Raw genomic sequence first — 26,309 nt, 5'->3', positions numbered from 1 at the left:
ACGTGTGCACGTGTGCCCATGGTTGGCAAGGCCGAGGCGCTCAGGCGAGCCCCCGGCAATCTCCACACGCTATTGGACCACGTACAGACAAGGTACGTCAGAATCTGCAGAAAGGATGCATCAGGCGGCCGCCTCGTCGATATGCGCGCCGAACCACGCCGCAGCCGACAGGTTCAGTTCGGCCAGTATCGCCGGCGTGAGCACCGCGAAGCCGGGCGGCGCATCGGGCCCAGCCGCGATCGCGGCGGCATCGCCCCCCTCGCCGGCCACTTCGGCAATCCGCAACAAGGCGCCGAGCGCGCCGCCGCGTGTGACGATCGCTTCGCGAATCTGTGGCGCGAGGCCCAGTTTTTCGAGAACCGTGGTGGGGGTGCTGCCGACCACCACGTGCACCAGCGAAAAAATCCCGGTCATAAAAGCGGCGTCGGCAAAGTCGTCGTCGCACGGCCGCATCCAGCCCGCGGCCAGTTCCATGAAGCGCGAGCGCGTACCGGCCAGTTGCACCAGCGGATCGGCGCGCCACGGCAGCTCGCCGCTGTCCGCGTACAGCAGCAGTTGCGCCCAGCGGGCGATCTGCCGCGTGCCGGCGGCAATGATGGCCTCGCGCAGCGAGGCGATATTGCGTCCCAGCCCGAACGCGCTCGAATTGACGAGGCGCAGCAGTTGCACCACCACGCTCGGATTCTGCTTGAGCTCCGCTTCAAGCTCGATAATTCCGGCATCGCGCGACAGCAGCGCCAGCAGACGCAGCAAGCCGGGCCGCGGCGAGCGGTTACGCGGCGCGGCCAGAACCTGCGGCCGAGCGAAAAAGTACCCCTGGAACAAATCGAAGCCAAGCTCGCGGGCCAGCGCAAAGTCGTCGCGCGTCTCGACCTTTTCCGCGATCAGTACCTTGTCATGGCTGCGTACCGCCGAGGCCAGCCTGGCCAGCGCGGACCGCTCGGTCTGCAAAAAGTCAATCTTGACGATGTCGGCGTACGGCAGCGCGGCCAGCAGTTCGTCGGACAGCTCACTGACGTCGTCCAGCGCTATCTGGAAGCCGGCGCGGCGCAATTCGGTGAGCCGGCGGGCCAGATGCGCGTCGAACTCGACGGTTTCGAGGATCTCGAGCACGAAGCGCTCGGGTGGCATCAAATGGACGATGTCGTTAAAGAGCAGCGCGCGGTCGATATTGACGAAACCGCGGTGCTGGCCCAGCACGGCCGCGACGCCAATCCCGCCGATCGCGCGGGCCACCACCTGCGCCGTTGCCTGGGCGTCGTCGGTGACCTCGGCGTAGTTATGCGCACTGGCTCGGAACAGCAGCTCATACGCATTGAGCGCGCCGTTGCGATCGAGGATCGGCTGACGGCCCAGATAGACAAACTGCGCGCCGGCCGCCGGGTCGGCGTCTTCGGCACACGGATCAAGCACCTCGATGTGCCGGGGAGTGGCCCTGACAAAGTGACGTTCAGACATGGCTCATCGGTGCAAGTATTCGGAAAGCTGCGCAGCGACGTCACAGCCGGCACTGCACAGGGTTTGTCGTATTAACGGACGCGAGGCCGTTGCACTTTAACCGAATCGCCCCCGCCACGACGGCGCGCCCGGTTGCCGTTTCCTTACCATTTGTTTTTTACAGCAGGCGCTAAAGATTTCCGGCCACGGGTCGTTATCTTGTTCTGATGGGGCGGCCTGATACCTCTTAACCGCCCGGACACGGTGGGCGGCGAGCCGCTCCGCCTGCAGACGAACACAGGTTGCCAGCGACAAACATGGAAGCGAACAGGATCACCGCGCCCCGCCGGGGCTCCTTGCGAACGGTCATCGACCGGTTTCGTGCGCTCGGCCGGCGCGCCTATGGCAAACCGGAGGCACGCGCGAGCCGCACGGCGCAGCTGGAACAGGTGGTCGGCGCCGTCGACCTGCTGGCGCACGTCGACGAAGAACTGCGCTTCCTCTATGTTTCCGACGCCAGCCTGCGCTTCATCGGCTATCACCGGGAATACCTCGAGACCATCACGCTGCACGATCTCGTGGCGCCCGCCGACGTGCCGCGCCTCGACGCGCTGCTGACGCGCGCGACCGCCACGGGCAACGTCGAGAAAGCCACGCTCGGCCTCATCAAGTCACTGACCTATCCGATCACGGTCGAACTGCGCGTGGTGCGCAGCAGCCATGACGGCACCGACGGCTACGCGATCGCCGGCTTCGACGTGTCCGCCTGGCGCGCCACCGAGGAACGTCTGACCCAGGCGTTACACCTGGACCGCCTGACCAACCTGGCCAATCAGTCGGCGCTGATCCCCGCGCTGCTTGACGCCCAACAGCAGGCCGATGCCCATGGCACGCCGGCCGCGCTGCTGCTGCTCGACCTCGACGACTATCAGCGCGTGAACCGCGCGCTCGGCTACGATGCCGGCGACGAGATGTTGCGCGACACCGCGCGGCGTCTCCTGAATATGACGAGCCCGAACGAGACGGTGGCGCGGGTGGCCAGCGACGAGTTCGCGATCCTCGTGAAACCGGCCGCGAGCCGCACCGACGCGGCCGCCGCGGCCGAAGCACTGGCGCGCCGCCTGTTGACCGCGATCCAGCAGCCGTATGTCTTCAGCGGCCAGCAGGTGCATCTGTCGGCGAGCATCGGCATTGCGCTCTACCCCGACGTGCGCCACGCCAACGATACCGCCGTGCACGACACCCACCTGCTGCGCTGGGCCGACCATGCGCTGCTGCAGGCCAAGGCGGCCGGCGGCAACACACTCGCCTTCTACGTACCGGACGACAATCCCGCCGACGCCGAGCGCCTCAAGCTGGAGGCCGACCTGTACGACGGCGTGCGCAATGGCGAGTTCTCGCTGCACTTCCAGCCGATCACGAGCAGCCGCACGCACGGCGTGGTGGGCGTCGAAGCGTTGATCCGCTGGCTGCATCCCGTGCATGGCCTGGTTCCGCCTTCGATGTTCATTCCGCTTGCGGAATCGATCGGCCTGATCAACTTCCTCGGCAACTGGGTCCTCAAGGTCGCCTGCATGCAGTTGATCCAGTGGGATGCACAAGGCATCACGTTGCAGTACGTGGCCGTCAACGTGTCGCCGCAGCAGTTCCGCGATCCGCGCTTCAAGGATGCCGTGCGCGAAGCGATCGAGCTGACGGGCATCGATCCGCGCCGCCTCGTGTTCGAGATCACCGAAAGCCTGCTGATGCATGACCCTGCTCACGCCAAGGGTTTGCTCGAAGAGTTGACCGCCATGGGCATCCGTTTTGCCGTCGACGACTTCGGCACCGGCTATTCGAGTCTGGCTTACCTGCAACGATTCCCCCTGGCCAAACTCAAGATCGACAGGAGTTTTGTTGAGAATCTGCTAACCTCCCGGAACGATCAGGCAATCGTTAGCGCGGTCGTCGGACTCGCACAGACACTCGATCTCGAACTGGTTGCCGAGGGCGTCGAAACGGAAGCCCAGCGCGCCCTGCTCACCGAGATGGGTTGCGACCACATACAGGGATGGCTCGTCTGCAAGGCGTTGCCTTCCGACGAACTCGCGCAGCGATTCGAAGCGCGCACGCTGCACCTGCACACCGCATAGCGATGCAGACAAACCTCGTGCGCAGCGCAAGATGCCGGTGTAACGCCGGCGTGGCACTCTTTGGAACATGTATGGCTTTTGCGGGACTCACATGGTAAAGGCGGCGGTGCTCGACCGGCTCTGGACGCGAATGAGCGAGCGCGGCGATTTCCCTATGCTGTCGCAGTCGTTGCGTACCACCATGGCGGCAATGAACAACGACGATCTCGACTTCACCGGCCTCGTGCAGGTTGTGTTGTCGGATTTCGCCCTGACGCAAAAGGTGCTGCGGCTTGCCAACTCGGCCATGTATATGGCGTTCGGCGGCAATATCACCACCGTGTCGCGCGCCCTGATGGTGCTCGGCATGGACGCGGTCGGCCATCTGGTGGTCGGCCTGAAAATCGTCGATCACTTTCATCACAGCGCGCCGCGCCGCATCGACGCGAAACTCGAATTGAACCGCACGCTGTTGTCGGGCTGCGTCGCCCGCAAGCTGACCGAGCGCGGCGATCTGCGCGCCGGCGAGGAAGCCGTGGTCTGCACGCTGATGCGGCAGATCGGCAAGCTGCTGGTGGTGTTCTATCTCGATACCGAGTGGGATCAGATCCGCCGGCATATCGACGACGGCACGCTCGAAGCCGATGCCTGCGTGCTGGTGCTCGGCGTCACGTTCGAGGAAATCGGCGCGGAAGCCGCGGTACGCTGGCGTTTGCCCGACATGATCCGCTCCGGCATGGGCGAATTCGATCCGCTGGACGTCGAACAGCCTCGCCAGGTGCAATGGCTGCGTGCCATCACCAACTATTCGACGGCGGTCGCCGACGTGCTGACCCAGCAGAACATGCCGGACTGGCAGCGTGAGGAGCGCATCGCCGAGCTGGCGCAACAATACAGCCACGCGCTGAATACCGACCCCGAAGTGCTGCATCAGATGAGCGTCGCGCTCGCCCGCGAGGAAGGTGGCGACGGCGTGATGCGCGAGATCGTCGAGCTGCGCGCCAATGCGGATGCGATCGCGCGCGAAGCGCTCAATCCCGAAGCGCGCATCGCGGCGGGCGTGGGAGATCTGCGCGGCCTGCCCGACGGCAGCCCGCTCGCGCCGGCGCTCGCACTGGCTGCGGAAACGGTATTGGCGGCGCTCGGTTTTGCGCGCACCGTCGTGTTCGTCAAGCACAGCAACGGTACCTTCAAGGCGCGCCTCGGGCTCGGTCCGAAGATCGACGCGGCGATGCCGAAGCTGTCGTTCAGCACCGCGTTCGAGCCCGATGTGTTTCATCTGGCGATCGCGAACTCGGTCGGTATCTTCATCGAGAACGCACGCGACCCGAAGATGGTGGCGCGATTACCGGAGTGGTTCCGGCGTTCGTTCGACGATGCCCGCTCCTTCGTGCTCCTGCCGGTAGTCGACGAAACCGATCAGACGGTGGCGCTGCTCTACGGCGACTGGTCGCACACTTACGAACCGCGACGAATATCGCAGAAGGAAATGAGCGCGTTGAATGAGCTGGCAAGGGAGTTAGGACGTTTTTTCGGCCTGGGGCAGATGCAGGAAATGGAGACGATGTGAAGACGTGGCGTGATCGTTGATCACGGTGCTTCACTCTCACCAGTTTTGTATTTGCCCTAAGTCAAGTTTGCCAAGACTCGCCGCCAGGCTCAGGCGAGCGGTAAGCCAGTCGGAAACGCTCACGATACGCTGCTGGTTGGCCGCCACCAGCGCATCCTGGGCGTGCAGCAGTTCAATGATGTTCGCCACGCCGACTCTGTAGCGCGATTGCGCTGCATCGAACGCCAATTCCGCATCCTCCTGCAGAGCTCGGGCCTGCTGGACGGTTTGTGCGCCGGCCCTCACCGCCTCATAGCTTTTCCAGACATTCAACGCAACCTGTTGTTCGGTCTCGGCAATATTTGCCTGCTGGAAATCCGCTTGCGCCCTCGCCTCGCGAATCCGGTAAGCCGAGGCAAAACCCTCGAAAAACGGAATGGTCACCCGTACGCCCACATAATTGTTTCGCGACGTCGACGACATACCGCCAGCCGCATCGATCGACGCCGCTGGCCGGTTGCTCGCCGAGAGCCCAGCTTGCAGACGAACACTCGGCCACGCCTGCGCACGCGTGCTATCGATCGACGCCTGCGCGGCTTGCAATTCGGCGCGCGCCGCCTGCAAGCGGGGGTGGCTTTCGAGTGCCTGATCCAGCAGTGCCTTGATCGCGTCCATTTGCGGAGCCGATCCCGGCAACATAACTGGCGCCTCGGCAAGCATGAGCGGCACGTCCGGCGTGAGACCCATGTCGAGCGCCAACGTGCCAATCGCTTCGTGCAGCGCGCTGTCGGCTCTGACTACGCTTAACTTCGCCTGATTGAGCGCTGTGCGCGCCTGCAGGTCATCTGCGATCGACACGATCCCGGAGCGCATCCGCGCATGTGCAGCAGCAAGGCTTTGTGCAGCATTGGACTCGGCCTCGCGCGCCGCGTCGGCTTGTGCTCGCGCGGTAAGCGCCGCGAAATAATCACGAGCACTGGTGTAGAGGACGTCGAGTACCGCTGCGTTGAAGGATTCACTGGCGGCGACCAGCAGTTCACGCGCCTTCCGCATTTCAGCTGAACGCGCACCAAAATCGAACATTACCCAGTCAAAGGCAAGTTCTGCCGCACGCGCCGTGCCGTTGTAGGATTCCTGCGACATCCAACTGTTTGTCGAAGACGTCTGCGTCCGGTTACGCGAGCCGCTCAACACGCCCGAAAGCGTCGGCCACTGTGCGGCTTTGGCTTCGCCCAAACGGGCGGCCTGAACCTGAGCGCTCGCCCAGGCTCGCCGGGTCAGCGGATTGCGGCACAACGCGCGTGCCGCGACGTCCTCCAGCGACAAGGTCGTACTCGGCGGACCGAATTCGCACGGCGCCACGCCGACCATGTCGGGTACGCGTGAAATAACGGGGGGTGCGGTTATTTGCTGTTGCGTGCCGAGTGGATCGAAGCCATCCAGACCCGGATGCGCGTACAGACACGGCGGCAACAGCGCGGTCAACGTCACAAGCAAGCCATTTGCTGTAAGCCGCGTGACGCGCCCAACGTGATGGGTATCAGCGCTCATGCAAACTCTCATCGACGCGTGTGAGCAAGGGGCTCAAAAAATATTCGATCAATCTACGCTTGCCGGTTTTGATCTCGACGCTCACCGCCATACCAGGGCTGAGGGCCACACGCTGGCCGTCGATCATCATGCTCGACTGATGCAGCCTCAACCTCACTGCGTAGATCAGCCCACGTTTTTCGTCCTCGATGGCGTCGTGCGACACGCTGACAACCTCAGCCGGCAGCGTGCCATAGCGTGTATAAAGAAACGTTTCAATCTTCGCGGCAGCAAGTTGCCCCACTGCGACAAATCCAATGTCCTTGTTCTCCAGGAACGCTTCGATCTCGGCGGGACGTTCGTTTGGAACAATCACCATCAGCGGTTGAGCTGCAGTCACGACGCCACCGATGGTATGCACCGCGAGTTGCTGCACTGCGCCATCCACCGGCGCCTTGAGCGTCATGAAGCGATCATGTGCATCCGCCTTGATGTACTCCTGGCGAAGCTCAGCCGCTTTTTGCGTCGCGTTGCCAAGACTTTCGAGCGTCGCACGGCGGGTCGAAGCCGTGAGTTCTTCGCGTTGGCGCCGAGCACTCACGATCGATGCGCGGATCTCGCCGAGACGGCTTTTCTGTGCGGCCAGTTCGCCTTCCTGCTCGATCCGGATTTGTTGCTTCTCCAGATATTCGTGACGCGAGACATAGTTCTTTGCTGCCAGTTCGTCCAGATCGGCTTCCCTGCTGCGAGCAATTTGCAGCGTGCTTTGCAATCTGTTGATTACCGCCCCGACCGTTTGAAGTTCAGCTGCACTGCGCGCAATCTCTGCGTCCAGGCGCGCGAGTTTGGAACGCAACTCGGCGAACTCACCATCCAGGAAACGTTGCTCCTGTTCAACACGAGCGACCGGTGGCATCAGTTCGGCGGGCACCTCCGCCTCGACCGTCATGTCGATGGGTTGTGCCTCACCGCTATCGATACCTTTGAGCAAAGCCCGCGCACGCGCCGCACTCAGCCAGCTTTCGGCCCAGTCGTCGCGTAGCCGCAGACGATCCGCCGCAGATATCGTTGAATCCAGTTCGAGAAGTACGTCGCCGGTCTTTACCAGCTTGCCGTCAGTAACATGAATGGCGGTGACTTTGGCGGTTTCGATCGACTGGATAATTTTCGCGCGGCCGTCAGGGACGATTTTTCCCTGCGCGGTCGCGACGATATCGATCTTCCCGACTATGGCCCACAAGAGAGCAATCAATAGCAGCGAGACGACTGTCGCCATCGCAACACGTGGCAGCGGCGAAACAGGCTGCCGCTGGAGCGCCAGTGCCGCAGGGAGAAACTCCGATTCAGCGGCCGACCAGCGCGGTGCGTTCCGCTCGCGCACGCGCCATGCCGCGCGCCAGACTTTAAAATACTGGCAAGTCAGGTCCCGGGCCGCGCCTAGCCAAAGCAGCGCACGGTTCGTCATACACCCGCCTGTAAATGCCAAAGCTTCGCATAAGCGCCCATTGCAGCAATGAGAACGTCGTGCGCGCCTTGCTCGATAATCGCGCCACGTTCCATCACGATGATCCGGTCCGCCCGCCGCACGGCTGACAAACGATGCGCAATGATCAGCACCGTACGTCCGCGGCAGATTGCACGCATGTTGTCCTGCACAATGCGTTCGGACTCGTAGTCGAGCGCGCTGGTCGCCTCGTCGAAGATCAAAATACGCGGCTCGTGCATCAGTGCCCGGGCAATGGCAATGCGCTGCCGCTGCCCCCCCGACAACGTCGAGCCATGCTCTCCGACTGGCGTGTCGTAGCCTTCCGGCAAGCCCGCGATGAACTCATGCGCACCGGCCAGTTTCGCCGCGTGGACAACCGCATCGAGCGGTGCACCCGGATCAGTCAGCGCAATGTTGTCGCGGATACTCCGGCTGAATAGCACATTTTCCTGCGACACGACACCGATCTGACGCCTCAACGATGTCGTGTCGATCAACGCGAGATCCTGTCCATCGATCGTGATTCGCCCACGCTCCGGTGTGTAAAGGCGCTGCACCAGACGCGTCAACGTACTCTTCCCCGAACCGGACTGCCCGACGATGCCGATCACCTCGCCCGCCGTGATTGACAGGTTCACGCCGCTGAGAATGGCCGGGCCGTCCGCACGATAGCGAAACACGACCTCTTCCAGTTCGATACGCCCTTTGACAGCGGGCAACGCACTCTTCGCGCCAGCTGCTTCCGTGCGACTGTTCAAAATGTCGCCGAGACGCGCGACTGAAATACCGGTTTGCTGGAAATCGGTCCAGAGTTGCGCAAGCCGCATGATCGGTCCCGCGACCTGACCGGCCAGCATGTTGAATGCGATCAATTCGCCGACTGTGAGCTTGCTGTCGATCACGAGCCGAGCACCGACCCACATTAGCGCCACAGTGACGAGTTTGTTGACAAGGCTGACGCCGCCGCTCGCCCAGATGCCGACAGTCGACGCGCGAAAAGTCGCACCGATATAGGCAGCAAGCTGGTTGCCCCATTGGCGCGTCCACTGTGGCTCGACCGCCATGGATTTGACGGTGTCGATACCACTGATCGTTTCAACGAGAAACGACTGATTCTCTGCGCTACGGGCGAACTTCTCGTTCAGACGGCGGCGCAGCACCGGTGTGCAAGCCACCGAGAGCAACACATAGCAAGGGAGCGATACAAGCACGATCAACGTGAGCCGACCGCTGTAAAACACCATCACCGCGATGAAGACGAACGAAAACAACAAGTCCATCACGAGAGTGATCGCATTACCGGTCAGAAACGCGCGAATGTTCTCCAACTCGCGGACGCGCGCCACCGAATCGCCGACGCGTCGCGCCTGGAAATACGCCAGCGGCAATTTGAGCAGATGGCGGAATAGATTTGCTCCGAGTTCGACGTCGATGCGGCTCGTGGTATGCGCGAACACGTAGCTGCGTAGCGCGGTCAGCCCAACGTCGAATAGCACAACGATCGTCAGTCCGACAGCGATTACGTCGAGCGTAGTCAATCCGTGATGAACCAGCACCTTGTCCATCACAACCTGGAAGAACAGCGGCGTAATCAACGCCAGCACCTGGATAAAGAATGAAACGACGAGCACCTCGCACAGAAGACGCCGGTATTTAATCAAGGCCGGAATAAACCATGTGAAGTCGAACTTCGTCAGTTCGCCGAGCATTGATGCCCGTGAGGCGAAAAGGATCACTTCCCCTGGCCAATCGCCTTTTAGTACTTCAATGTCGATAGAGACAGGCTGCGCGGCATCGGGGCGCTGAATGATCGCTTTGTTCTTTTCTATGCGGCCGATGATGAAAAAGTCACCTGCGTTGTCGATAGCAATGGCAGGAAACACGACCCGGTCCAGTCGATCCCAGCGCGCTTTAGTGTGCTTCGCGTTGAGCCCGAGAGATTTTGCGGCGAGCAGAAGCTGCGTCGTGCTGAAAGACCTGGCTCCCGGCTTGAATTCGTGCGCTAGCTGGTCTGGGTCCGCCGCAATACCGTGATAGCGCGCCAACATCACGAGGCAGAAGATGCCGGGATCGATCGTGGAAGCGTCGGGTTTGTGTGGGAATGGATCGGTGTGCTGGGTATGCGGGACGGCGTTGGATTGCATTCGGTATTGCTTCTTTCTTGCGACGGGTAAACCGGTCGCGCGACTTAAGCGTCGCGCGACCCTGAGCGTGGTGGTTCGAACTAGAAGCAGTTGACTGCAATCGGCGCCGTCAGCGCTTGTGTTGCACCTTGTTGCCAGGTCGAGTCCGACAACGGCGGTGGCGCGGCACTTGCCATTGTCTGGATCAGCAAATCCAGTCTACTTTCGATGTACGCCGATGCAGCAGTCGTGTCCGGTGTGAAAGCCCGCGACGCTGACATAAGCTTCGGCTGTGTCGCGAGCGCCTTCGCGTTGATCGTGACCTTGTCCCACGTGGTACCGTCGGAGAATCTGAACTGCTCGACACCGTAAGGAAGAGTCGAACCGCTCTCATAGAACTGCATCTTGATACGGAGCGTGTTGTCCGAACCCGACAGCGTGACCAGCAGATCAGTGCTGTTGCCGTCGCGACGCACGGTGACGTCAGTAGGTTTGACATCGGCGTCGAACAAAACTACGTCGGTGTCCCTGCCGTTGGGGTCGTAGGCCTCCTCGATCGTATCGTTGCCGGAATGACGGCCGAACAGATACGTGTCACTGCCGGCGCCACCGATAAGCAGGTCGTTACCTGCGCCGCCGTCGAGTACGTCGTCACCGTTGTAGCCGACTAGCACGTCGTCGCCTGGCGTGCCTTGCAATGCCATCAATGCGACGTCCTGCTTGTTCCAGATCGTGCCGTTGGCGAATTTGAACTGTTCGATGCCGTACGGGAAGTCCAAACCACCTTGATAGAACTGCATCTTCACACGTAGCACGTTGTTCGAGCCGGCAATTGTGAGCAACAGATCCGCGCTTTGACCATCGCGACGCACCGTCACGTCTTCCGGACGGATATCCGCGTCAAACAGCACGACATCAGTGTCCTTGCCCTGCGGGTCGTACACCTCCTCGATCGTGTCATTTCCGGAGTTGCGACCGAACAGATAGGTGTCGCTGCCTGGGCCACCGATCAGCAGGTCGTTACCCGCGCCGCCGTCGAGAACGTCATCACCGTTGTAGCCAACCAGCACGTCGTTGCCCGGCGTGCCTTGCAATGCCATCAGGGCGATGTCCTGTTTTGTCCAGATCGTGCCGTTGGCAAATTTGAACTGTTCGATGCCGTACGCGAAGTCCGAACCACTTTGATAGAACTGCATCTTCACACGCAGCACGTTGTTCGAGCCGGCAATTGTGAGCAACAGATCCGCGCTTTGGCCGTCCCGACGCACCGTCACGTCTTCCGGACGGATATCCGCATCGAATAGTACGATGTCGGTGTCCTTGCCTAGCGGGTCATATGCCTCCTCGATCGTGTCGTTGCCGGAATTGCGGCCGAACAGATACGTGTCGCTACCTGTTCCACCGATCAACAAATCGTTGCCGGCGCCGCCGTCGAGTATGTCGTCTCCGTTGTAGCCAACCAGAACGTCGTTGCCCGGCGTGCCCTGCAATGCCATCAGGGCGACGTCCTGCTTGGTCCAGATCGTACCGTCGGCAAACTTGAATTGTTCGATACCGTAGGGGAAAAGCAGACCGCTCTGATAGAACTGCATCTTCACACGCAGCACATTGTTCGAGCCGGCAATCGTAAGCAGCAGATCCGAACTTTGGCCATCGCGACGCACCGTCACGTCTTCCGGACGGATGTCCGCGTCGAACAGCACGACATCGGTGTCCTTGCCGTTCAGATCGTATGCCTCCTCGATCGTGTCGTTGCCGGAATTGCGACCGAACAGATACGTGTCACTGCCTGTGCCGCCGATCAGCAAATCGTTGCCGGCACCTCCGTCGAGTATGTCGTCGCCGTTGTAGCCGACCAGCACGTCGTTGCCTGGTGTCCCTTGCAATGCCATCAAGGCAACGTCATGCTTGGTCCAGATCGTGCCGTCGGCAAACTTGAACTGTTCAACGCCGTAAGGGAAAACCAAACCGCTCTGATAAAACTGCATCTTGATACGCAAGACGTTGTTCGAGCCGGACAACGTGATTAACAGATCAGCGCCTTGACCGTCACGACGCACAGTAACGTCCTGCGGACGGATGTCCGCGTCGAAAACCACCACGTCGGTGTCGTTGCCGTACAAGTCGTAGGCCTCTTCGATCGTGTCGTTGCCCGAGTGCCGTCCAAACAGGTAAGTGTCGCTGCCCGTTCCGCCGACCAACAGGTCGTCACCTGCGCCACCATCAAGCACGTCATCGCCAGCACCACCGTAAAGCGTATCGTTGCCGTCGCCGCCTAGCAGGATGTCATCGCCGCTGCCGCCGTTGAGCACGTCTTTGCCTGTGAAGCCGATGAGAATGCTGCCCGACATCGGACCACCGGTTGCAGCGTTCAGCGAACCGCTACCGAATGAGATGCCCAGTTGCCCAAGCGCCTCGCGCAACGCGTCGCTTTGGTGCGCTTCGACATAACTGCGGAGTTCCGCACCGATATCGAAACCCTGCTGTATCCAGTTCACACCGAAAGCCTTCGTCAGCCCGGCCAGCACGAACGCGACATCTGCCGCGCCGACCACACTTTCTGCCGCTTTCAGCTTCGCCATCATGGCACTGAAGTCCACGTGCACCTGACCTGCGTCGTTGACGTCATACGCGATTGCGTCGAGATAAGGTTTCCAGACCGTCTGCATCGCGATGGCCTTGTACACGGACTCGACAAGGGTCGACCATGCATTCGACACATATTCGCCGCGTGTACCTGACAGGCTTACGGTGCCTTGCGCGTTCGCGCCCAACATCGTGCCGGACATCTTCTCCAGCACCGTGAGGCGGCCGAGCCAGTCGGCGTCGGTTGCGAATCCTGTGATAGTGCGCTTGCCGGATTCTTTGAGCGATTGTGAGGTTGTCATGCCCGATGTCGCGGCCCACGCCTTGAGCAACGGTTCGATCAGCGCCTGCTGTTCTGTAGCGGTCTTTGCGTGCGTGATTTGGTCAAGCAGCGTACGCAGGGCCATACCCTCTGCCGTATCCAGACTCGCGGCTTGCCAAAGATCGCGCACATTGCCCGCGCCCTGTACGTACGGCATTGCGATTACGTCATCACGCAGCGGGATGGTCGTATCAAACTTCTGATGCAGCGTGTCCTGACCAAACCATATTTCCTGCATGTCACGCTCGACGGGAACGCCGTCGACCATCTGCACGAATGAGCCGGTGCCGCGCACCATGTTGCCATTTTCGAGCGTGCGGATGGTCGCGTCCTTGCTCAGGTTGATCGAGATAATGCCGAGTTCGTCGAGGCTTAGCAGCTCGCCGGATTGTGAGGTGCCGTCGCCGTTTGCATCGCGCCAGATTCTTAGCGAAGACCAGATCGCGTCGTTGCGGTCGATGACGCCATCTTTGTTGATGTCGAATTCGCGGAGTGCGTCGAAGCCGTTCGCAGCGAGTGTGCCGTTCGCAAGCGGCGTGAAGTTGCTGAATAGTTCTGCGCCGGAGTCGATCATGCCGTTGTGGTTACGGTCGAGAACGAGGAAACCGTCACCCGCGCTGATCCAGCCGGTGTGTGTGCGGCTGCCGCTGCCGTCGAAATCGAAGTAGGCATTCGAATTGTCGGGATTGGTGGTGTGGATACCGTCACCGTCGATGTCGAGGATGAGGGGGTCGACAAGATTGGCACCAAAGAAGTATTCCTTTGCGAATTTCAGGACGTCGTCGTACTTGCCTTTGAGCCAGTTCGAGAATGCATCAGCGAAATCGCCGACACCGGTAGCAACGGAGTTGAGCATGGCGCCAATGTCACCTACTGCATCGCTAATTGCGTTTCCAAGCGCACTTTGCAGAGCGGCAGCTGCGTCTAGCATGTCGTTGATGACGCTCGTCGTTTCGTTGCCGGCAAGCATCGATGCGATGCTGAGGCCTACTCCGGCGACGAGAAGGGCTGCGCCCACCCCGGCTAGTCCGGGGACAGCCGCACCGCTGGCGATCGATAGTCCGGCGACGTTCAGCATGACTCCCCCGATCAGCGACGACGCATCCCCGATGGCCGCGTATAAGGTTCCAGTGCTTACCGTACCATTTGGAACTTGCGACGCGAGGTCGGAAACGTCGTTGACCAAAGCAGCAGCTCCAATCAATGGTCCGAACCACGGAATATTGCCAACGGATGTTCCAATTGGAAGAACGGACCTTCCCACGGAGCCCATCAAGCCATCAACGAATTGAAGTGTTGACAGTGCCGCTTGATATCCCGAACCCTTCTGGCCCTCAGCGACGGAACCAACCGATTTTCCAACCTGCGCAGCGTTTTGACCGTTCGCCAACTGGCCAATAGCAATGCCGATGTAATCAACGTTCAAACCTTTCATAACACTGCCCTCAACCTTCGATCCTGCTTCATATAAAAAATCTTGCGCAATACCACAAAATAGATTAAAGCCATAAAAAACAACAATGATTTACAAAAAATCGGATTACTTTGGGACTGATAGTATTTAACTGCCTGATCAAACGCCAATACGTCTCCCTTACCTTGACGCACCTCAAAAATCTGTCTCTGAGAAAAAGCCCAAAAGCTTCTCTTCTGAACGTACCAACCAATAACAACCTGCTTACCATCGATATTTTTCCCACCCCGGATCTCCAGAGGGCAAAACCCTACGTCCAAACCAGATTGACGATATCCACAGTGATACGTTATTCCGCCCGAATCTCCAATCAGAGATATATATTCGCCCCCCCTGTATATTTTTCCAACCTTCGCGACACCCGATGAATAACTGAGCATTTCGTGCGTTGGCGGACTGTAGAGCAATATCCTGACTGGCCCGCTTCCAAAATAGAGGAAAGCTATCGTCAGAAGAATAAATTTAAAAAATTTTAAAATCATATTTTCGACTACACGTACGAAAATTCAGGTATGACAACACGCCGATCGCTTATCGCCAATCAGACTCTTCTGACCGCCGCGGCAGCGACGACCTCATTCGTATTGATTTTATACCGGCCTGACCCCGAGTCACGCCATGCGCTTTTTCTCGATATAATGAGGAAAATTCACAAAGTAAAAAACAGCGCCACCGACATTCTGACAGGGACCTCAGGCATCCTTCATGTTTCATCGACAACCGCGCATTTTCAAATTACATCTTATAAATGCGATGGCAGACTAATATTTTTATTACCCATTCTATTTCTCAAGATGTCCACATCGCTCTACCCGACATTTGATGCGACTTGCAATTTTCAAATTACCTCCCCTTGACCATATAAATCACCGAAGCTAACGCAACAATTATGGCGACAGCTCCGAATCCGGCAACCCAGTTGGGTTCCAACTTCGAAACCCTTAGTTTTCCAAAAGATAAAATCTTCAATCCGAACGCCCCGACGCCCCAACAGAGTATGTCGATGAAGAACCAAACTAAAAAATCCACTGCGTCTCCTTCGTTAAGCGCCAGTTTTGATGAGGCGTGCTTCGCCACATCCGACGCACGCGCGTTCTACTCACCATTTAAAGCCCGCACGCCAATCAACCGCACACCAAACCTGTTGACATATTCGTCGATCTCCACCCGCTGCCCTACCGGCCAATCGCTCCGCGAACCGGTACCGCAGAAACGGATTTCGTGATTGGCAGTCGGCTCCAGCAGGTACACCGGCGTATGACATCCTTTCGTCGATGTTTGTGTTCGCAAAACGACGGTCTGCACAGTGCGTACCTGCCCCGGGGTCCAGCGAAACTCGATCAGGTTAGCGAGGTGAAAGAACAATGCTGCGAAGCAGGCGATGGACAGCCCCGCAAGTAGCGTATGTGCCGCTCGCAGAACACGTGGCACTCTCAACGCTTGGACCGGCCAGTTGCAACGCCTCACTATCAATGCAAACTGAATCAGGCACGCAGTCGCTAATACGCTGGCTCCGAGCGCCCAAGCACCGATGTAAGCGGGGTAAAAAAGCAGGTAATCGGAAACGAGTACGAGTAAGCCGACGATCGACACAATCCCCACTGCGACCAGTCCGAATAGCAATAGGCGTCCTGCCGGCACACTCGTTTGTGGCACAACGCGGTTTGTAACGCCCGTCCATTCACGAATGCCACCAAAGATATGGCGGACAGTGTGAACATTCTTCGCCGAGTAGATGACAAAGCGCGCTCCGTACGGCCCAACCAGAATGATCGATGAATTGAGCCTCACGCCACGCCGGTTGAAGCCAATCGGCTCATCAGACTCTGCCGCAGGCCCTGTGAGAATTACACCGGGTCGATCTCCGAATTGCACGCGCTGAAATCCGCGGCGAACATGACCAGAACGATCAACAATGATCGGCGGCGCCGTTAGACCCGCGATCAGGATCCTGCGAAAAACAAGCGCGCCCACGCCGAGCGCAGCAGGCAACCAGAACCAGCGAGCGCCAAATAGTCCGCCGCCTTTTGTCGCCACGATAAGCGTCGCGATCAGCACCAGTAGCGCCAAGACCAACAAAAGAAGATTGATGATGAAAAATCTGACCCGGTAGCCGGTCGAAAACGTTATCTGGAAAGCGTCAGCAGCGGCGTTGTAGTCGACAGAAGCGGCCATGAATACGATAGAGGAATCAAAAGGACGGCAATCAATCCTTTCACGTCGAAAGAATTGGTCGCGAATCTATCGCACCTAACCAAAATGCGCTATCGGCCCCTTCTGACAGCGTCGTCAGAACTCAAGGAAGGTAAATACCTCGAGCTTCGGTCTGGTACTCGTTCAAAGCATGGCACGTCGTAAACGTAAAACGGCGAAGCCGTGCTTCGCCGTTTTGCAATGCAATGAATTGCCTGTACCTTTCAATCGACATTCAGGGAAGATCACATCTGTTTGCGCCGCCACATTCCCACTTGTGGTTCAACGCACTTCATCCAGCAATTCGCCAACCGACCTACCCCCTCAATCCTCGATCCGCTCCAACCCCTCGGCGCTGTGATCTCCGACCCCGGCCCACGCCCCCGCCGCCAACCCAAGCACCGCGATCTCTTCCACCGTCAACGGTTGCAAACGCGCGCACAAGGCTTCGATCTCATCCCAAGCGCCGCGCTCCAGTGCTTCCACCGCGGTCAGCAGCAGGCCCAACACGCCCTGCCGATGCAGGATGCCCGCCTGAATCGGCCGTGACAGCGTCAGCACATTCAGCGTGCTTTCCAGCGAGCCGCCGAACACCGCGTCGACAAACGAAAACACGCCGGTCAGAAACGCCGCATCGGCTTCGTCGCGCCCGGCTTCGGGCAAACGTTCAATCGCCAGTTCCATGAAACGCGCCCGGGTCGCCGCCAGTTGCAGCAGAGGATCGTCCTCGAGCGCAACCTTGCGGCCGTCCGCGTACAACAGCAATTGGGTCCAGCGTGCGATCCGGTTCGTGCCGGTCGCGTTGATCGCTTCGCGCAGCGTCGTGACCTTGTGGCCGACCGCAAGGCCGCTCGAATTCGCGAGCTTCATCAGATGCATCACCAGCACCGGATTCAGCTTGAGTTCGGCTTCGAGTTGCGCGACGGTCGGGTCCCCCGACAGCAGTTGCAGCAGATTCAGCAAGGCATGCCGCGGCGCACTGACACGCCGCGTCGTGGAAGTCTGCGCACGCGCGAAGAAGTAGCCCTGGAAGCGGTCGAAGCCGAGACCGTGCGCGGCTTCGAAATCGGCCTGCGCGTCGAGACCCAGCGCGATCAGGAGCTTGCCCGCCGACTTGAGCACGCTCGTCAATTTGGGCAACAGCGCCGGCGACGCGTGCGTGAAATCGATTTTGACCACTTCCGCGTAAGGCAGCAGCTTCGCAAACGTTTCATCGGGTTGCGTCACTTCGTCGAGGACGAAGCGATAGCGCCGTCCGTGCAACTGGACAATGCGCGCAATCAGCGCATCGTCGACCTGCATCGACGGCGACAATTCGAACATGAAGCGCTCGGCCGGCAGGTGCAGGATCGAATCGTCGAACAGCATCTCGCGGCTTACATCGACGTAAGCCGGATGCCCGGTGAGCGCGCTGCGCACGTTGCCGCTGAGCAGACCGCGCAGCACGGCACGCGCCACCAGCTGCGCCGGCTCGGGCGCGCGGCCCGGCAAGGCATCGGCAGTCGCGGCCGAATCGGCGCCATGGGCCGCTGCCGCGTCGGACTCGACGGCCGCGGGCACATCCGGCGCACGCACTTTGATTTCATACCCGCACAGCATGCCGTCACGATTCAGAATCGGCTGACGTGCAAAGCTGGCATTGAGTTGCGCATCGTCCGAAGCGCTCAACTGCCTCGGATTCTCGATTGCGATGGTGGTCATTCTGCTCCCCCGCTAAGCGCCGCCCTGGCGCTTCCTGCTGTATTTTGGTTTTCGCTGCACCAATCGCGCACATCCAGAGCCCGAGGCCCTTGGCGTGTGCGGTGCGCCCGCCGATTTTAGCGCAGGCCATCGCGCGCGGACATGTCAACGCCGCAATATCTCGAAATAATTGGATGGAATTGGATGCCGGTCTCGCTGAAGGCCGGGACAGAATCGACGATACTCTTGTGCAGTGCAAAAGCGTTCCGTCGCCTGCACCACCTGGCTGCAATCCCGCCTTCAACCACCAAGGAAAATCATGGACGTCAAAAGCGTGCTGTCAAATGCCTTCGCGATGCCGATCACGAGCCCGGCGTTTCCGATGGGTCCGTATCGTTTCGTCGACCGGGAATTCCTGATCATCACTTACCGCACCGATCCGGACAAATTGCGCGCGGTGGTGCCCGAGCCGCTCCAGATCGGCGAGCCGCTCGTACATTACGAATTCATTCGCATGCCGGATTCGACCGGCTTCGGCGATTACACGGAAAGCGGTCAGGTGATCCCGGTGTCGTACAACGGTGTGGCAGGCAGCTACACGCTCGCCATGTATCTCGACGACCACCCGCCGATCGCCGGCGGCCGCGAGCTGTGGGGCTTTCCGAAGAAGCTCGCCTCGCCGGTGCTGCAAGTCCATACCGATACGCTCGTCGGCACGCTCGATTACGGCCCGGTGCGCATCGCCACCGGCACGATGGGTTACAAGCATCGACAACTGGATCTCGCGCAGCAGCAGAAGCGCCTGGAAGCGCCGAACTTCCTGCTGAAAGTCATTCCGCACGTGGACGGCACACCGCGCATTTGCGAACTGGTGCGCTACTACCTGCAGAACATCACCCTGAAGGGCGCATGGACGGGTCCCGCATCGCTCGAACTGGCACACCATGCCCTCGCGCCGGTCGCGGAATTGCCGGTGCTGGAAATCGTCGAAGCCCGCCATCTGCTGGCGGATCTGACGCTCGGACTCGGTGAGGTCGCCTTCGACTATCTCGATCAACCGAAGGCCAACCTCCGCTGATCCGCGCTCGCGCGGCCCAACATGCAAACGGCCGCATCAGCGGCCGTTTGCATGTCACTCATTCAACTACTCACACGCCTTACTTCAACACCACCTTCACGTCGAAGTACTTGGCGGCGAAGCGGTCGATCGTACCGTCGGCCTTCAGTTCCTTGAGCGCCTGGTTCAACGCGTCCTTCAACGCCTTGTCACCCTTGCGAATCCCAAAACCGACGCCCGCGCCGAGCAGCTTCTCATCAGTCACGGCCGGACCGGCGAATTCGAAACCCGCGCCTTGCGGCTTCTTCAGAAAGCCCTTCGAAGCAGCTTCCGCATCCTGGAACGCGGCGTCCAGACGACCCGACGCGAGGTCGGCGTAGATCTGGTCCTGCGTCTGGTACGGCACGACGTCCACACCCGCCGGCGCCCAGCGCGCCTTTGCATACGTTTCCTGGATCGTGCCTTGCAGCACGCCAACGTGCTTACCTTTGAGCGAGGCCGCCGTAGGCAACAGACCGCTGCCCTTCTTCGCGATCATCTGATTGGGGATCGTGTAGATCGGATCGGTGAAATCGATGGCCTGGCGGCGCTGTTCCGTGATCGTCATGTCCGAGTTGATCGCGTTGAATTTACGCGCTTCCAACGCCGGAATCAGGCCGTCAAACGAATTCTCGACCCATACGCACTTCGCCTTCAGCTTCGCACACACGGCATTGCCGATGTCGATATCGAAACCTTGCAGCTCGCCCGACGGCGACTTCGATTCGAACGGCGCATACGACGCCTCGACGCCGAAGCGCACTTCCTTGATATCCGCCGCGGACGCGACGCCTGCCGTTACCGTTGCCGTCGCGAACAGCGCGAGCGCGGCCATGTTTCGCCAATTGATCTTCATTACGGGTGTTCCTCTACGGTATTGAATAAGACGGAGCCGAATCCGGGCCAGCATGATTGCCGGGCCAAAAATGCGATTCAAACTCCAGCGGCCGGTGTGGTGCAGCGCAACAGCCGCGCGGGCGGAATTGTACAGGCTTCGCAATGCACGCCTGGCGGGCGCGACGGCGCGCGCCTCGTTTGACGAAGCCGGTTCGGCATGCATAAAGGCGCAATTGCGTGTCGCGTTCAGGCAAAAAAATACGCGTCGAATAGCCGTTAGACCGCTCCGTCACCGGCAGCGAAATCTTCACCGAGCCGTCGTGACAGATGCGTATAGACCGCCGCGACATGCGGCAAATGACGCGACTCCGGATGCGCGAGCACCCAGACCTGCGATTCGGCTTCGTCGAGCGGCGGCGTCAATTGCACGAGATCGTCGCGGCCGCGCGCGAGGAAGGTCGGGAAGATGCCGACGCCAAAGCCACGCACCACCATCTCGAACACCGCCATCACGCTATTGGTCTTGTAACGCGGTTCGACCGTCGGGCAGTGACGCTTGCGCCACAGGATCGAAGGATGATCGCCGAGCGAGCTGTCCGGTGCCACCCAATCGCAGCGCGACAGCGCATCGGCGTCGCTCGCGTGGATGCCGGTCCCCTTCGCGGCAAACACCGCGATACGCAGCGGGCCGACATGCTTGCCCACCAGATGCTCCGGCGCACGGCGCGTGGCACGCACGGCGATGTCGGCGTCGCGTTTAGTGAGGCTCGCGAGGCTGTTGGCAGCCGTCAACTCGAACGACAACGCGGGGTGCAGCGCCGCGAAATCATGCAAGGCGGGTAGCACGAGGCCATAGAGCACGGTGTCCGTGGTGGTCACATGAACACTGCCGGATACGCGATCGCTGCTCGCCTGAACGGTCGAGCGCGCCGCCGCCAGTTCGCTTTCGATGCGCTCGGCATGACGTGCCAGTTGTGCGCCGAGCGGCGTCGCGCGATAACCGCTGCGCGAGCGCTCGAACAGACGCTGGCCCAGCCCGCGTTCGATCCGCTGCACGGAGCGAAAAATCGTCGACGCGTCGATGCCCAGACGCAGGGCCGCTTCCGCCAGTGTGCCGGCGCGCACCAACGCGAGAATGGTCTGCGTATCCGCCGAAGTCAGTTCGTATTGCGTTTTTGCACGCATGGTTTGGCAAGCCGCCTGTTTATTCTGAATGCGATCCGGGCTACTTTTACCACATCGACTTGTCGGCCGACGAGCCTTGCCCCCGGCGCCTGCCGGACCTCCACTCCTGTTTTATTTGCGGTGACACCATGAAACTCTACTATGCGCCGGGCGCCTGCTCGCTGGCCGTTCACATTGCCTTGCGCGAAGCCGGGCTCGACTTCGAAACCGTCAAGGTCAACCTGCAAACGCACAAACTCGCCAACGGCGACGATTACTACGCGATCTCGCCGCGCGGTTATGTGCCCCTCGTCGAATTCGCCGACGGCTCACGCCACACGGAAGGCGCCGCACTGCTGCAGCACATCGCCGATCTCGCGCCCGAGCAGGCCTTATTGCCGGCCGCAGGTTCGCCGCAACGGCTCGCGGCGCTCGCATGGCTCACCTATATCAGCACGGAGCTGCACAAGACGTTCAGCCCGTGGCTATGGCATCAGGAGACCGCCGAATCGACCAAGGCCGAATGCCGCGCCAAGCTCGCCACCCGGTTCAGCGAACTCGAGCGCGTGCTCACGGAACGTGACTACCTGAATGGACAGTACTCGGTCGCCGACGCGTACGCGTTCACGGTGTTGAGCTGGGCGCGGATGCTGTCGATCGATCTGGACGCGTATCCGCATCTGAACGCGTATCTGGCACGCGTCGCGGCACGGCCGCAAGTGCGTGAGGCGATGGTGGCGGAAGGTTTGGTGAAGGCGAACGCGGCTTAAGCGCCCCGCCGTATGCCGTGGATGAAATGTTGAGCACCTCCGGTGCATAACGTTTCATCCACGCTGCGGTGTCAGACCAGACCGGACAACGTCTCCTGCGTCGTCTCGACTACCATCAAGCCGGCACGCAAGCCCGGTTTGACCGTCGCGTTGGGAAACACAATGCGCTCTTCGTCGCGGCTCACGACATAGCGATAATCGCCGTCGCAGGCGAGTACCGTGCCCTTCACGAACGGCGTGAAGTTCGGCACGTCAGTTGCAACCCGCAATTCGAATGCATCGCTCTGCTTGGTGATCTGGTCGATTACCGTAAAAGCGCGCGGCAACGCGGTATTCGCATGATTCGTTGTGCCGGCGGCGCCGTTGATACCGTTGATACCCGCCAGAAGATAGCGCAGCGCCTGGTCCGCACCGGCAAAGCGCGTCAGATCGTTCTCGCCGAACGGGCGCACCTTGCCGAGTTCCAGCGTACACGCCTCAGCACCGCACGCCTGCGCGGTGAAGTGTGAATACGTATTGCCCTTGGTCGTATGCAGCAGCACCGCGCTGATGCGTGCCTCGCCGAGCCACTCGAACATCGCGCGCGAAAAAGGCACGCCGGTATGCGGCAGCAGCGCAAACTGCTCGAATGCGGATGCGCGAATCGCCGTGTGCATGTCGATATGCCAGCGCGCGCCGCGTTCGGCCGATGCCGGGGCGAAGAATTGCGTCGCCGCGCGTTCCAGTGCCGCCGCGCGCGGCGCTTCATGGCTATGCGGCAGTTGCGCGTGACGTCCGCTGAAGAGGCGATTCAGATCGTCGTCGCGATACCGGCGCGCATCGCGCATTGCGTCGACGTTGCCGAGAATCACCAGCAGACGGCACGTCAGCGCGGCGCTGCCTTGTGCGATATCGCGCACGAGATACGAAAGCAGTTCGATCGGCGCGGTCTCGTCGCCATGCACGCCCGCGGAAGCAAGCACGCTGCGCGCGCCCGTCTCCAGCGCCGCAGGTTCGAGTTCCAGAATGCCGTCGTCAAGCCACGACCAGCGCACGCCGCCGCCGGCGCATACGCCCTGCGCTTCCTGCGCGCCGGGCCGCGTCCCCGCCAATGTGTAGGCGAGGAAATCGTCGAGCATCGAAACCTGCATGTCCTGCTCAGCGCTGGAAGTCATACAGCGAACCCAGACCGAGAATCTGCGTCAGTTCGTCGAGCGCGGTGCGCGATTCGGCGAGCAGTTGCGGATCGGTCAGATCGGACGGCGCGAGACGATCGCGGTAGTGCTTTTCGATCCATGTATCGAGGCGGCCGAACAGCGCGTCGTTGATCCATACGCCAGGCGTCACCGCCGCGCGCTCAGCATCGTTCAGCACCACGCGCAGACGCAGGCAAGCAGGACCGCCGCCATTCTTCATGCTTTCGCGCAGGTCGAACACGAGCACGTCGTCGATCGGACCGGTGTGCGAAGTCAGATCGTCCAGATACGCAGCGACACGCGCGTTCTCGCGGCATTCCTGCGGCACGACCAGCACCTGCTTGCCGTCCGGGCGCGTCAGCAACTGGCTGTTGAACAGGTACGACGTGACTGCATCGGACACGCTCACCTGCGCGTCAGGCACTTCGATCACGTTGAACCCGGCCTTCAGTCCGGAGAGCTTGGTACGCAGTTCGTCGTACACCGCGTTCTGTTCGACAAACGCAAGCTGATGGCAGAACAGCGTATTGCGATTGCCGACCGCGATCACGTCGTTATGGAACACACCGGCGTCGATCACGTCGGGGTTCTGCTGGGCATACACCGTGGCCGCTTCTTCCAGACCGTGACGATGCGCGACCGCGCGGCTCGCCTCGAAAGTCTGGCGGGCGGGAAAACGCTTCGGTTCCGGTCCGCGGCGATATTCACTGCGGCCGTACACGAAGAATTCGACACCACGTGTGCCGTATTCCGAGCAAAAACGCGTATGGTTCGCCGCGCCTTCGTCGCCGAGTGCGGGTGTGCCGGGCAATGCCTCATGTACCGCGAAACGGTCCGCGTCGCTGAAAATCGCCTTCAGGGTGCGGCGCGTGGATTGATGCTCGATCGCGCGATGCAGCTTGCTGCACAGATTGGCCGGCGTGAAATGCACGCGGCCGTCGTGCGTGTCGGCCGACGGACTCACCGTCGCCGCATTCGCGGTCCACATCGCCGAGGCCGAACTCGCCGCAGCCAGCAACTCGGGCGCGTCTTTGGCCACGCGCGCGATCACCGTTGCGTCGTCGCCCGAAAAACCGAGTTCACGCAGGAGGCGCATGGAAGGACGTTCCTGCGGCGGCAGCACGCCTTGATGAAAGCCGAGATCGGCCAACTGCTTCATCTTGCGCAGGCCCTGCTTCGCGGCCGCTTTCGGATTCGCAATCGACTTCTCGTTGTTCTGCGACGCGACGTTGCCGAAGGAGAGCCCCGCATAATTGTGGGTCGGGCCGACGAGACCGTCGAAATTGGCTTCAGTGGCTTGCATCGTCGATCCTTAGAATTGAAGGCCCGGCGAGACGCTCGCGGGCATTTGCAGTTGCGCGCTTTCGACGGACGCCATCGGATACGCGCAGTAGTCGGCGGCGTAGTATGCGCTCGGCCGGTGATTGCCCGAACGTCCCGGGCCGCCGAATGGCGCGCCCGACGAGGCGCCGTTAGTCGGACGATTCCAGTTGACGATGCCCGCGCGGATCGTGCGCTGGAAATGCGTCCACAGCGCTTCGTCGTCGGCGAGCAGGCCGGCGGAAAGACCGAACTCGGTGTCGTTGGCTTTTTCGAGCGCTTCGTTGAACGTGCCGTAGCGAATGATCTGTGCCAGCGGTCCGAAATGCTCTTCGTCCGGCAGGTTCTTCACGTTTGTGACGTCGAGAATCGCGGGCGTGACGAAGCCAAGCTTCGGATCGCGCTGCTCCATCTTCAGCAGCGCCGTCGCACCGTCGGCCAGCAGACGTTCTTGTGCCGCGACCAGACGCGAAGCCGCACGTGCCGAGATCACCGCGCCCATGAACGGCTGCGGATCGGCGTTGTATTCACCGACGCTGATGCGCGACGTGACTTCGGTCAGGCGTGCTACAAAGCGGTCGCCGAATGCGTCGTTCGGCACGAAGATGCGGCGCGCACACGTGCAGCGCTGCCCTGCCGAGAGAAACGCCGACTGGATCGTGTGATGCACGGCGGCGTCGACATCGGCCACGGGGCCGATCACGAGCGGATTGTTACCGCCCATTTCCAACGCGAGGACGATCTCCGGCCGGCCGCCGAATTGCTTGTGCAGCAATGTTCCGGTATCCGAACTACCCGTGAAGAACAGGCCGTCGATCTGCCGATGATTGGCAAGCGCAATGCCGGTCTCTTTCTCGCCTTGCACGAGGTTCAGCACGCCCGCAGGCAAGCCTGCATCGCGCCAGATCTGCGCCGTGAGCGCCGCCACGCCCGGTGCGAGCTCGGACGGCTTGAAGACCACCGCGTTACCCGCAATCAGGGCCGGCACGATATGCCCGTTCGGCAGGTGCCCCGGAAAGTTATACGGCCCGAACACCGCGACCACGCCGTGCGGACGATGCCGCAGCACGGCGGTGCCGTCGGCCATCGGCGAGCGCTTTTCGCCGGTGCGCTCGTTATAAGCCTGAATCGAAATCTCGACCTTCGCCGCCATCGAAGCTGCCTCAGTGCGCGCTTCCCACAGCGGCTTGCCCGTCTCGCGGCCAATCGCTTCGGCGAGCGCTTCCTTGCGCTCCGTCACGAGCGCAGCAAAGCGGCGCACCACGCCGCAACGTTCGTCGAGACTCAAGGCCGACCACGCCGCGAACGCACGGCGTGCGCTGCGCACCGCCCGATCCACGTCGTCCGCCGACGCGCTGTTGCCTTCCCAAACCGTCGCGCCCGTACCCGGGTTGCGCGACGCGAATGCGGGTCCTGTGCCGGCGGCCCATTCGCCGTCGATGAAAAGCTCGCTCAT

Annotated in this window: 17 protein-coding genes; 4 read left to right on the top strand and 13 right to left on the bottom strand. The window is 60.8% G+C overall.

The features are described 5' to 3' along the window. Window positions 1–120: 120 nt before the first annotated feature. On the bottom strand, window positions 121–1,458 hold the full coding sequence (locus BCY88_RS05345; protein ID WP_120343265.1) for an EAL and HDOD domain-containing protein: 1,338 nt from the start codon (window positions 1,456–1,458) through the stop codon (window positions 121–123). 296 nt (window positions 1,459–1,754) lie between these two features. Here BCY88_RS05345 and BCY88_RS05340 point away from each other — a divergent pair, with 296 nt between their 5' ends. Together BCY88_RS05340 and BCY88_RS05335 are read left to right on the top strand one after the other, a co-directional pair. Further along, window positions 1,755–3,569, top strand: coding sequence for a putative bifunctional diguanylate cyclase/phosphodiesterase (locus BCY88_RS05340; RefSeq protein WP_120343264.1), 1,815 nt, complete (start codon window positions 1,755–1,757; stop codon window positions 3,567–3,569). Between the two features lie 91 nt (window positions 3,570–3,660). Further along, window positions 3,661–5,118, top strand: a complete 1,458-nt coding sequence (locus BCY88_RS05335) for an HDOD domain-containing protein (protein ID WP_120343263.1) — start codon at window positions 3,661–3,663, stop codon at window positions 5,116–5,118. Window positions 5,119–5,154: 36 nt separating this feature from the next. On the opposite strand, the gene BCY88_RS05330 is transcribed toward BCY88_RS05335, so the two are convergent. The 7 genes from BCY88_RS05330 to BCY88_RS05295 form a co-directional block, all read right to left on the bottom strand. Then, on the bottom strand, window positions 5,155–6,648 hold the full coding sequence (locus tag BCY88_RS05330; RefSeq protein WP_183081290.1) for a TolC family protein: 1,494 nt from the start codon (window positions 6,646–6,648) through the stop codon (window positions 5,155–5,157). Then, window positions 6,638–8,092, bottom strand: coding sequence for an HlyD family type I secretion periplasmic adaptor subunit (locus tag BCY88_RS05325; protein ID WP_120343261.1), 1,455 nt, complete (start codon window positions 8,090–8,092; stop codon window positions 6,638–6,640). Before BCY88_RS05325 ends, BCY88_RS05330 begins: the two co-directional genes overlap by 11 nt. Then, window positions 8,089–10,257, bottom strand: coding sequence for a type I secretion system permease/ATPase (locus BCY88_RS05320; RefSeq protein WP_120343260.1), 2,169 nt, complete (start codon window positions 10,255–10,257; stop codon window positions 8,089–8,091). The genes BCY88_RS05325 and BCY88_RS05320 overlap by 4 nt, the downstream gene beginning before the upstream one ends. Before the next feature lie 80 nt (window positions 10,258–10,337). Continuing rightward, window positions 10,338–14,222, bottom strand: coding sequence for a calcium-binding protein (locus BCY88_RS40690; RefSeq protein WP_183081289.1), 3,885 nt, complete (start codon window positions 14,220–14,222; stop codon window positions 10,338–10,340). A gap of 353 nt (window positions 14,223–14,575) precedes the next feature. Next, window positions 14,576–15,100 (bottom strand): hypothetical protein, encoded by a 525-nt coding sequence (locus tag BCY88_RS05310; RefSeq protein ID WP_120343258.1) that lies wholly within the window; start codon window positions 15,098–15,100, stop codon window positions 14,576–14,578. 613 nt (window positions 15,101–15,713) lie between these two features. Further along, window positions 15,714–16,793 carry a hypothetical protein gene (locus BCY88_RS05300; RefSeq protein WP_120343256.1) on the bottom strand — a complete coding sequence of 360 codons (1,080 nt, stop codon included), beginning with the start codon at window positions 16,791–16,793 and terminating at the stop codon, window positions 15,714–15,716. A 342-nt stretch (window positions 16,794–17,135) separates the two neighbouring features. Next, a complete protein-coding gene (locus tag BCY88_RS05295) occupies window positions 17,136–18,512 on the bottom strand; it encodes an EAL and HDOD domain-containing protein (RefSeq protein ID WP_120343255.1) in 1,377 nt (458 codons plus the stop codon). A gap of 298 nt (window positions 18,513–18,810) precedes the next feature. Here BCY88_RS05295 and BCY88_RS05290 point away from each other — a divergent pair, with 298 nt between their 5' ends. After that, window positions 18,811–19,569, top strand: coding sequence for an acetoacetate decarboxylase (locus BCY88_RS05290; protein ID WP_120343254.1), 759 nt, complete (start codon window positions 18,811–18,813; stop codon window positions 19,567–19,569). Window positions 19,570–19,648: 79 nt separating this feature from the next. Here the strand turns inward: BCY88_RS05290 and BCY88_RS05285 are convergent, their stop codons facing one another. Next, the gene (locus BCY88_RS05285) at window positions 19,649–20,443 is read right to left on the bottom strand and encodes an ABC transporter substrate-binding protein (RefSeq protein WP_120343253.1); all 795 of its coding nucleotides are present in this window, start codon (window positions 20,441–20,443) and stop codon (window positions 19,649–19,651) included. Between the two features lie 257 nt (window positions 20,444–20,700). Next, window positions 20,701–21,609 carry a LysR family transcriptional regulator gene (locus BCY88_RS05280; RefSeq protein WP_120343252.1) on the bottom strand — a complete coding sequence of 303 codons (909 nt, stop codon included), beginning with the start codon at window positions 21,607–21,609 and terminating at the stop codon, window positions 20,701–20,703. A gap of 128 nt (window positions 21,610–21,737) precedes the next feature. On the opposite strand from BCY88_RS05280, the gene gstA reads away from it, so the two are divergent. Beyond that, window positions 21,738–22,358 carry a glutathione transferase GstA gene (gene gstA, locus BCY88_RS05275; protein WP_120343251.1) on the top strand — a complete coding sequence of 207 codons (621 nt, stop codon included), beginning with the start codon at window positions 21,738–21,740 and terminating at the stop codon, window positions 22,356–22,358. Between the two features lie 71 nt (window positions 22,359–22,429). Here the strand turns inward: gstA and astE are convergent, their stop codons facing one another. The 3 genes from astE to astD are packed head-to-tail and all read right to left on the bottom strand — an operon-like array spanning window position 22,430 to window position 26,309. Beyond that, on the bottom strand, window positions 22,430–23,512 hold the full coding sequence (gene astE / locus BCY88_RS05270) for a succinylglutamate desuccinylase (RefSeq protein WP_259461252.1): 1,083 nt from the start codon (window positions 23,510–23,512) through the stop codon (window positions 22,430–22,432). Beyond that, entirely contained in the window at window positions 23,496–24,836 is a 1,341-nt protein-coding gene (gene astB / locus BCY88_RS05265; RefSeq protein ID WP_120343249.1) for an N-succinylarginine dihydrolase, read from the bottom strand. Before astB ends, astE begins: the two co-directional genes overlap by 17 nt. A gap of 9 nt (window positions 24,837–24,845) precedes the next feature. Next, window positions 24,846–26,309 (bottom strand): succinylglutamate-semialdehyde dehydrogenase, encoded by a 1,464-nt coding sequence (gene astD / locus BCY88_RS05260; RefSeq protein ID WP_120343414.1) that lies wholly within the window; start codon window positions 26,307–26,309, stop codon window positions 24,846–24,848.

It is taken from the genome of Paraburkholderia fungorum, from assembly GCF_003610895.1.
In the GTDB taxonomy this organism is placed as follows: Bacteria; Pseudomonadota; Gammaproteobacteria; order Burkholderiales; family Burkholderiaceae; genus Paraburkholderia; species Paraburkholderia fungorum_B.
Note: the sequence above shows the minus strand (reverse complement) of the source record. Positions and strands in the feature narration are given on the sequence as shown.

What these genes read in the sequence shown, in the direction of transcription:
- BCY88_RS05345 (WP_120343265.1), bottom strand. Translation starts at nt 1,458, where the DNA reads ATGTCTGAACGTCACTTTGTCAGGGCCACTCCCCGGCACATCGAGGTG.
- BCY88_RS05340 (WP_120343264.1), top strand. Translation starts at nt 1,755, where the DNA reads ATGGAAGCGAACAGGATCACCGCGCCCCGCCGGGGCTCCTTGCGAACG.
- BCY88_RS05335 (WP_120343263.1), top strand. Translation starts at nt 3,661, where the DNA reads ATGGTAAAGGCGGCGGTGCTCGACCGGCTCTGGACGCGAATGAGCGAG.
- BCY88_RS05330 (WP_183081290.1), bottom strand. Translation starts at nt 6,648, where the DNA reads ATGAGCGCTGATACCCATCACGTTGGGCGCGTCACGCGGCTTACAGCA.
- BCY88_RS05325 (WP_120343261.1), bottom strand. Translation starts at nt 8,092, where the DNA reads ATGACGAACCGTGCGCTGCTTTGGCTAGGCGCGGCCCGGGACCTGACT.
- BCY88_RS05320 (WP_120343260.1), bottom strand. Translation starts at nt 10,257, where the DNA reads ATGCAATCCAACGCCGTCCCGCATACCCAGCACACCGATCCATTCCCA.
- BCY88_RS40690 (WP_183081289.1), bottom strand. Translation starts at nt 14,222, where the DNA reads ATGCTGAACGTCGCCGGACTATCGATCGCCAGCGGTGCGGCTGTCCCC.
- BCY88_RS05310 (WP_120343258.1), bottom strand. Translation starts at nt 15,100, where the DNA reads ATGATTTTAAAATTTTTTAAATTTATTCTTCTGACGATAGCTTTCCTC.
- BCY88_RS05300 (WP_120343256.1), bottom strand. Translation starts at nt 16,793, where the DNA reads ATGGCCGCTTCTGTCGACTACAACGCCGCTGCTGACGCTTTCCAGATA.
- BCY88_RS05295 (WP_120343255.1), bottom strand. Translation starts at nt 18,512, where the DNA reads ATGACCACCATCGCAATCGAGAATCCGAGGCAGTTGAGCGCTTCGGAC.
- BCY88_RS05290 (WP_120343254.1), top strand. Translation starts at nt 18,811, where the DNA reads ATGGACGTCAAAAGCGTGCTGTCAAATGCCTTCGCGATGCCGATCACG.
- BCY88_RS05285 (WP_120343253.1), bottom strand. Translation starts at nt 20,443, where the DNA reads ATGAAGATCAATTGGCGAAACATGGCCGCGCTCGCGCTGTTCGCGACG.
- BCY88_RS05280 (WP_120343252.1), bottom strand. Translation starts at nt 21,609, where the DNA reads ATGCGTGCAAAAACGCAATACGAACTGACTTCGGCGGATACGCAGACC.
- gstA (WP_120343251.1), top strand. Translation starts at nt 21,738, where the DNA reads ATGAAACTCTACTATGCGCCGGGCGCCTGCTCGCTGGCCGTTCACATT.
- astE (WP_259461252.1), bottom strand. Translation starts at nt 23,512, where the DNA reads ATGACTTCCAGCGCTGAGCAGGACATGCAGGTTTCGATGCTCGACGAT.
- astB (WP_120343249.1), bottom strand. Translation starts at nt 24,836, where the DNA reads ATGCAAGCCACTGAAGCCAATTTCGACGGTCTCGTCGGCCCGACCCAC.
- astD (WP_120343414.1), bottom strand. Translation starts at nt 26,309, where the DNA reads ATGAGCGAGCTTTTCATCGACGGCGAATGGGCCGCCGGCACAGGACCC.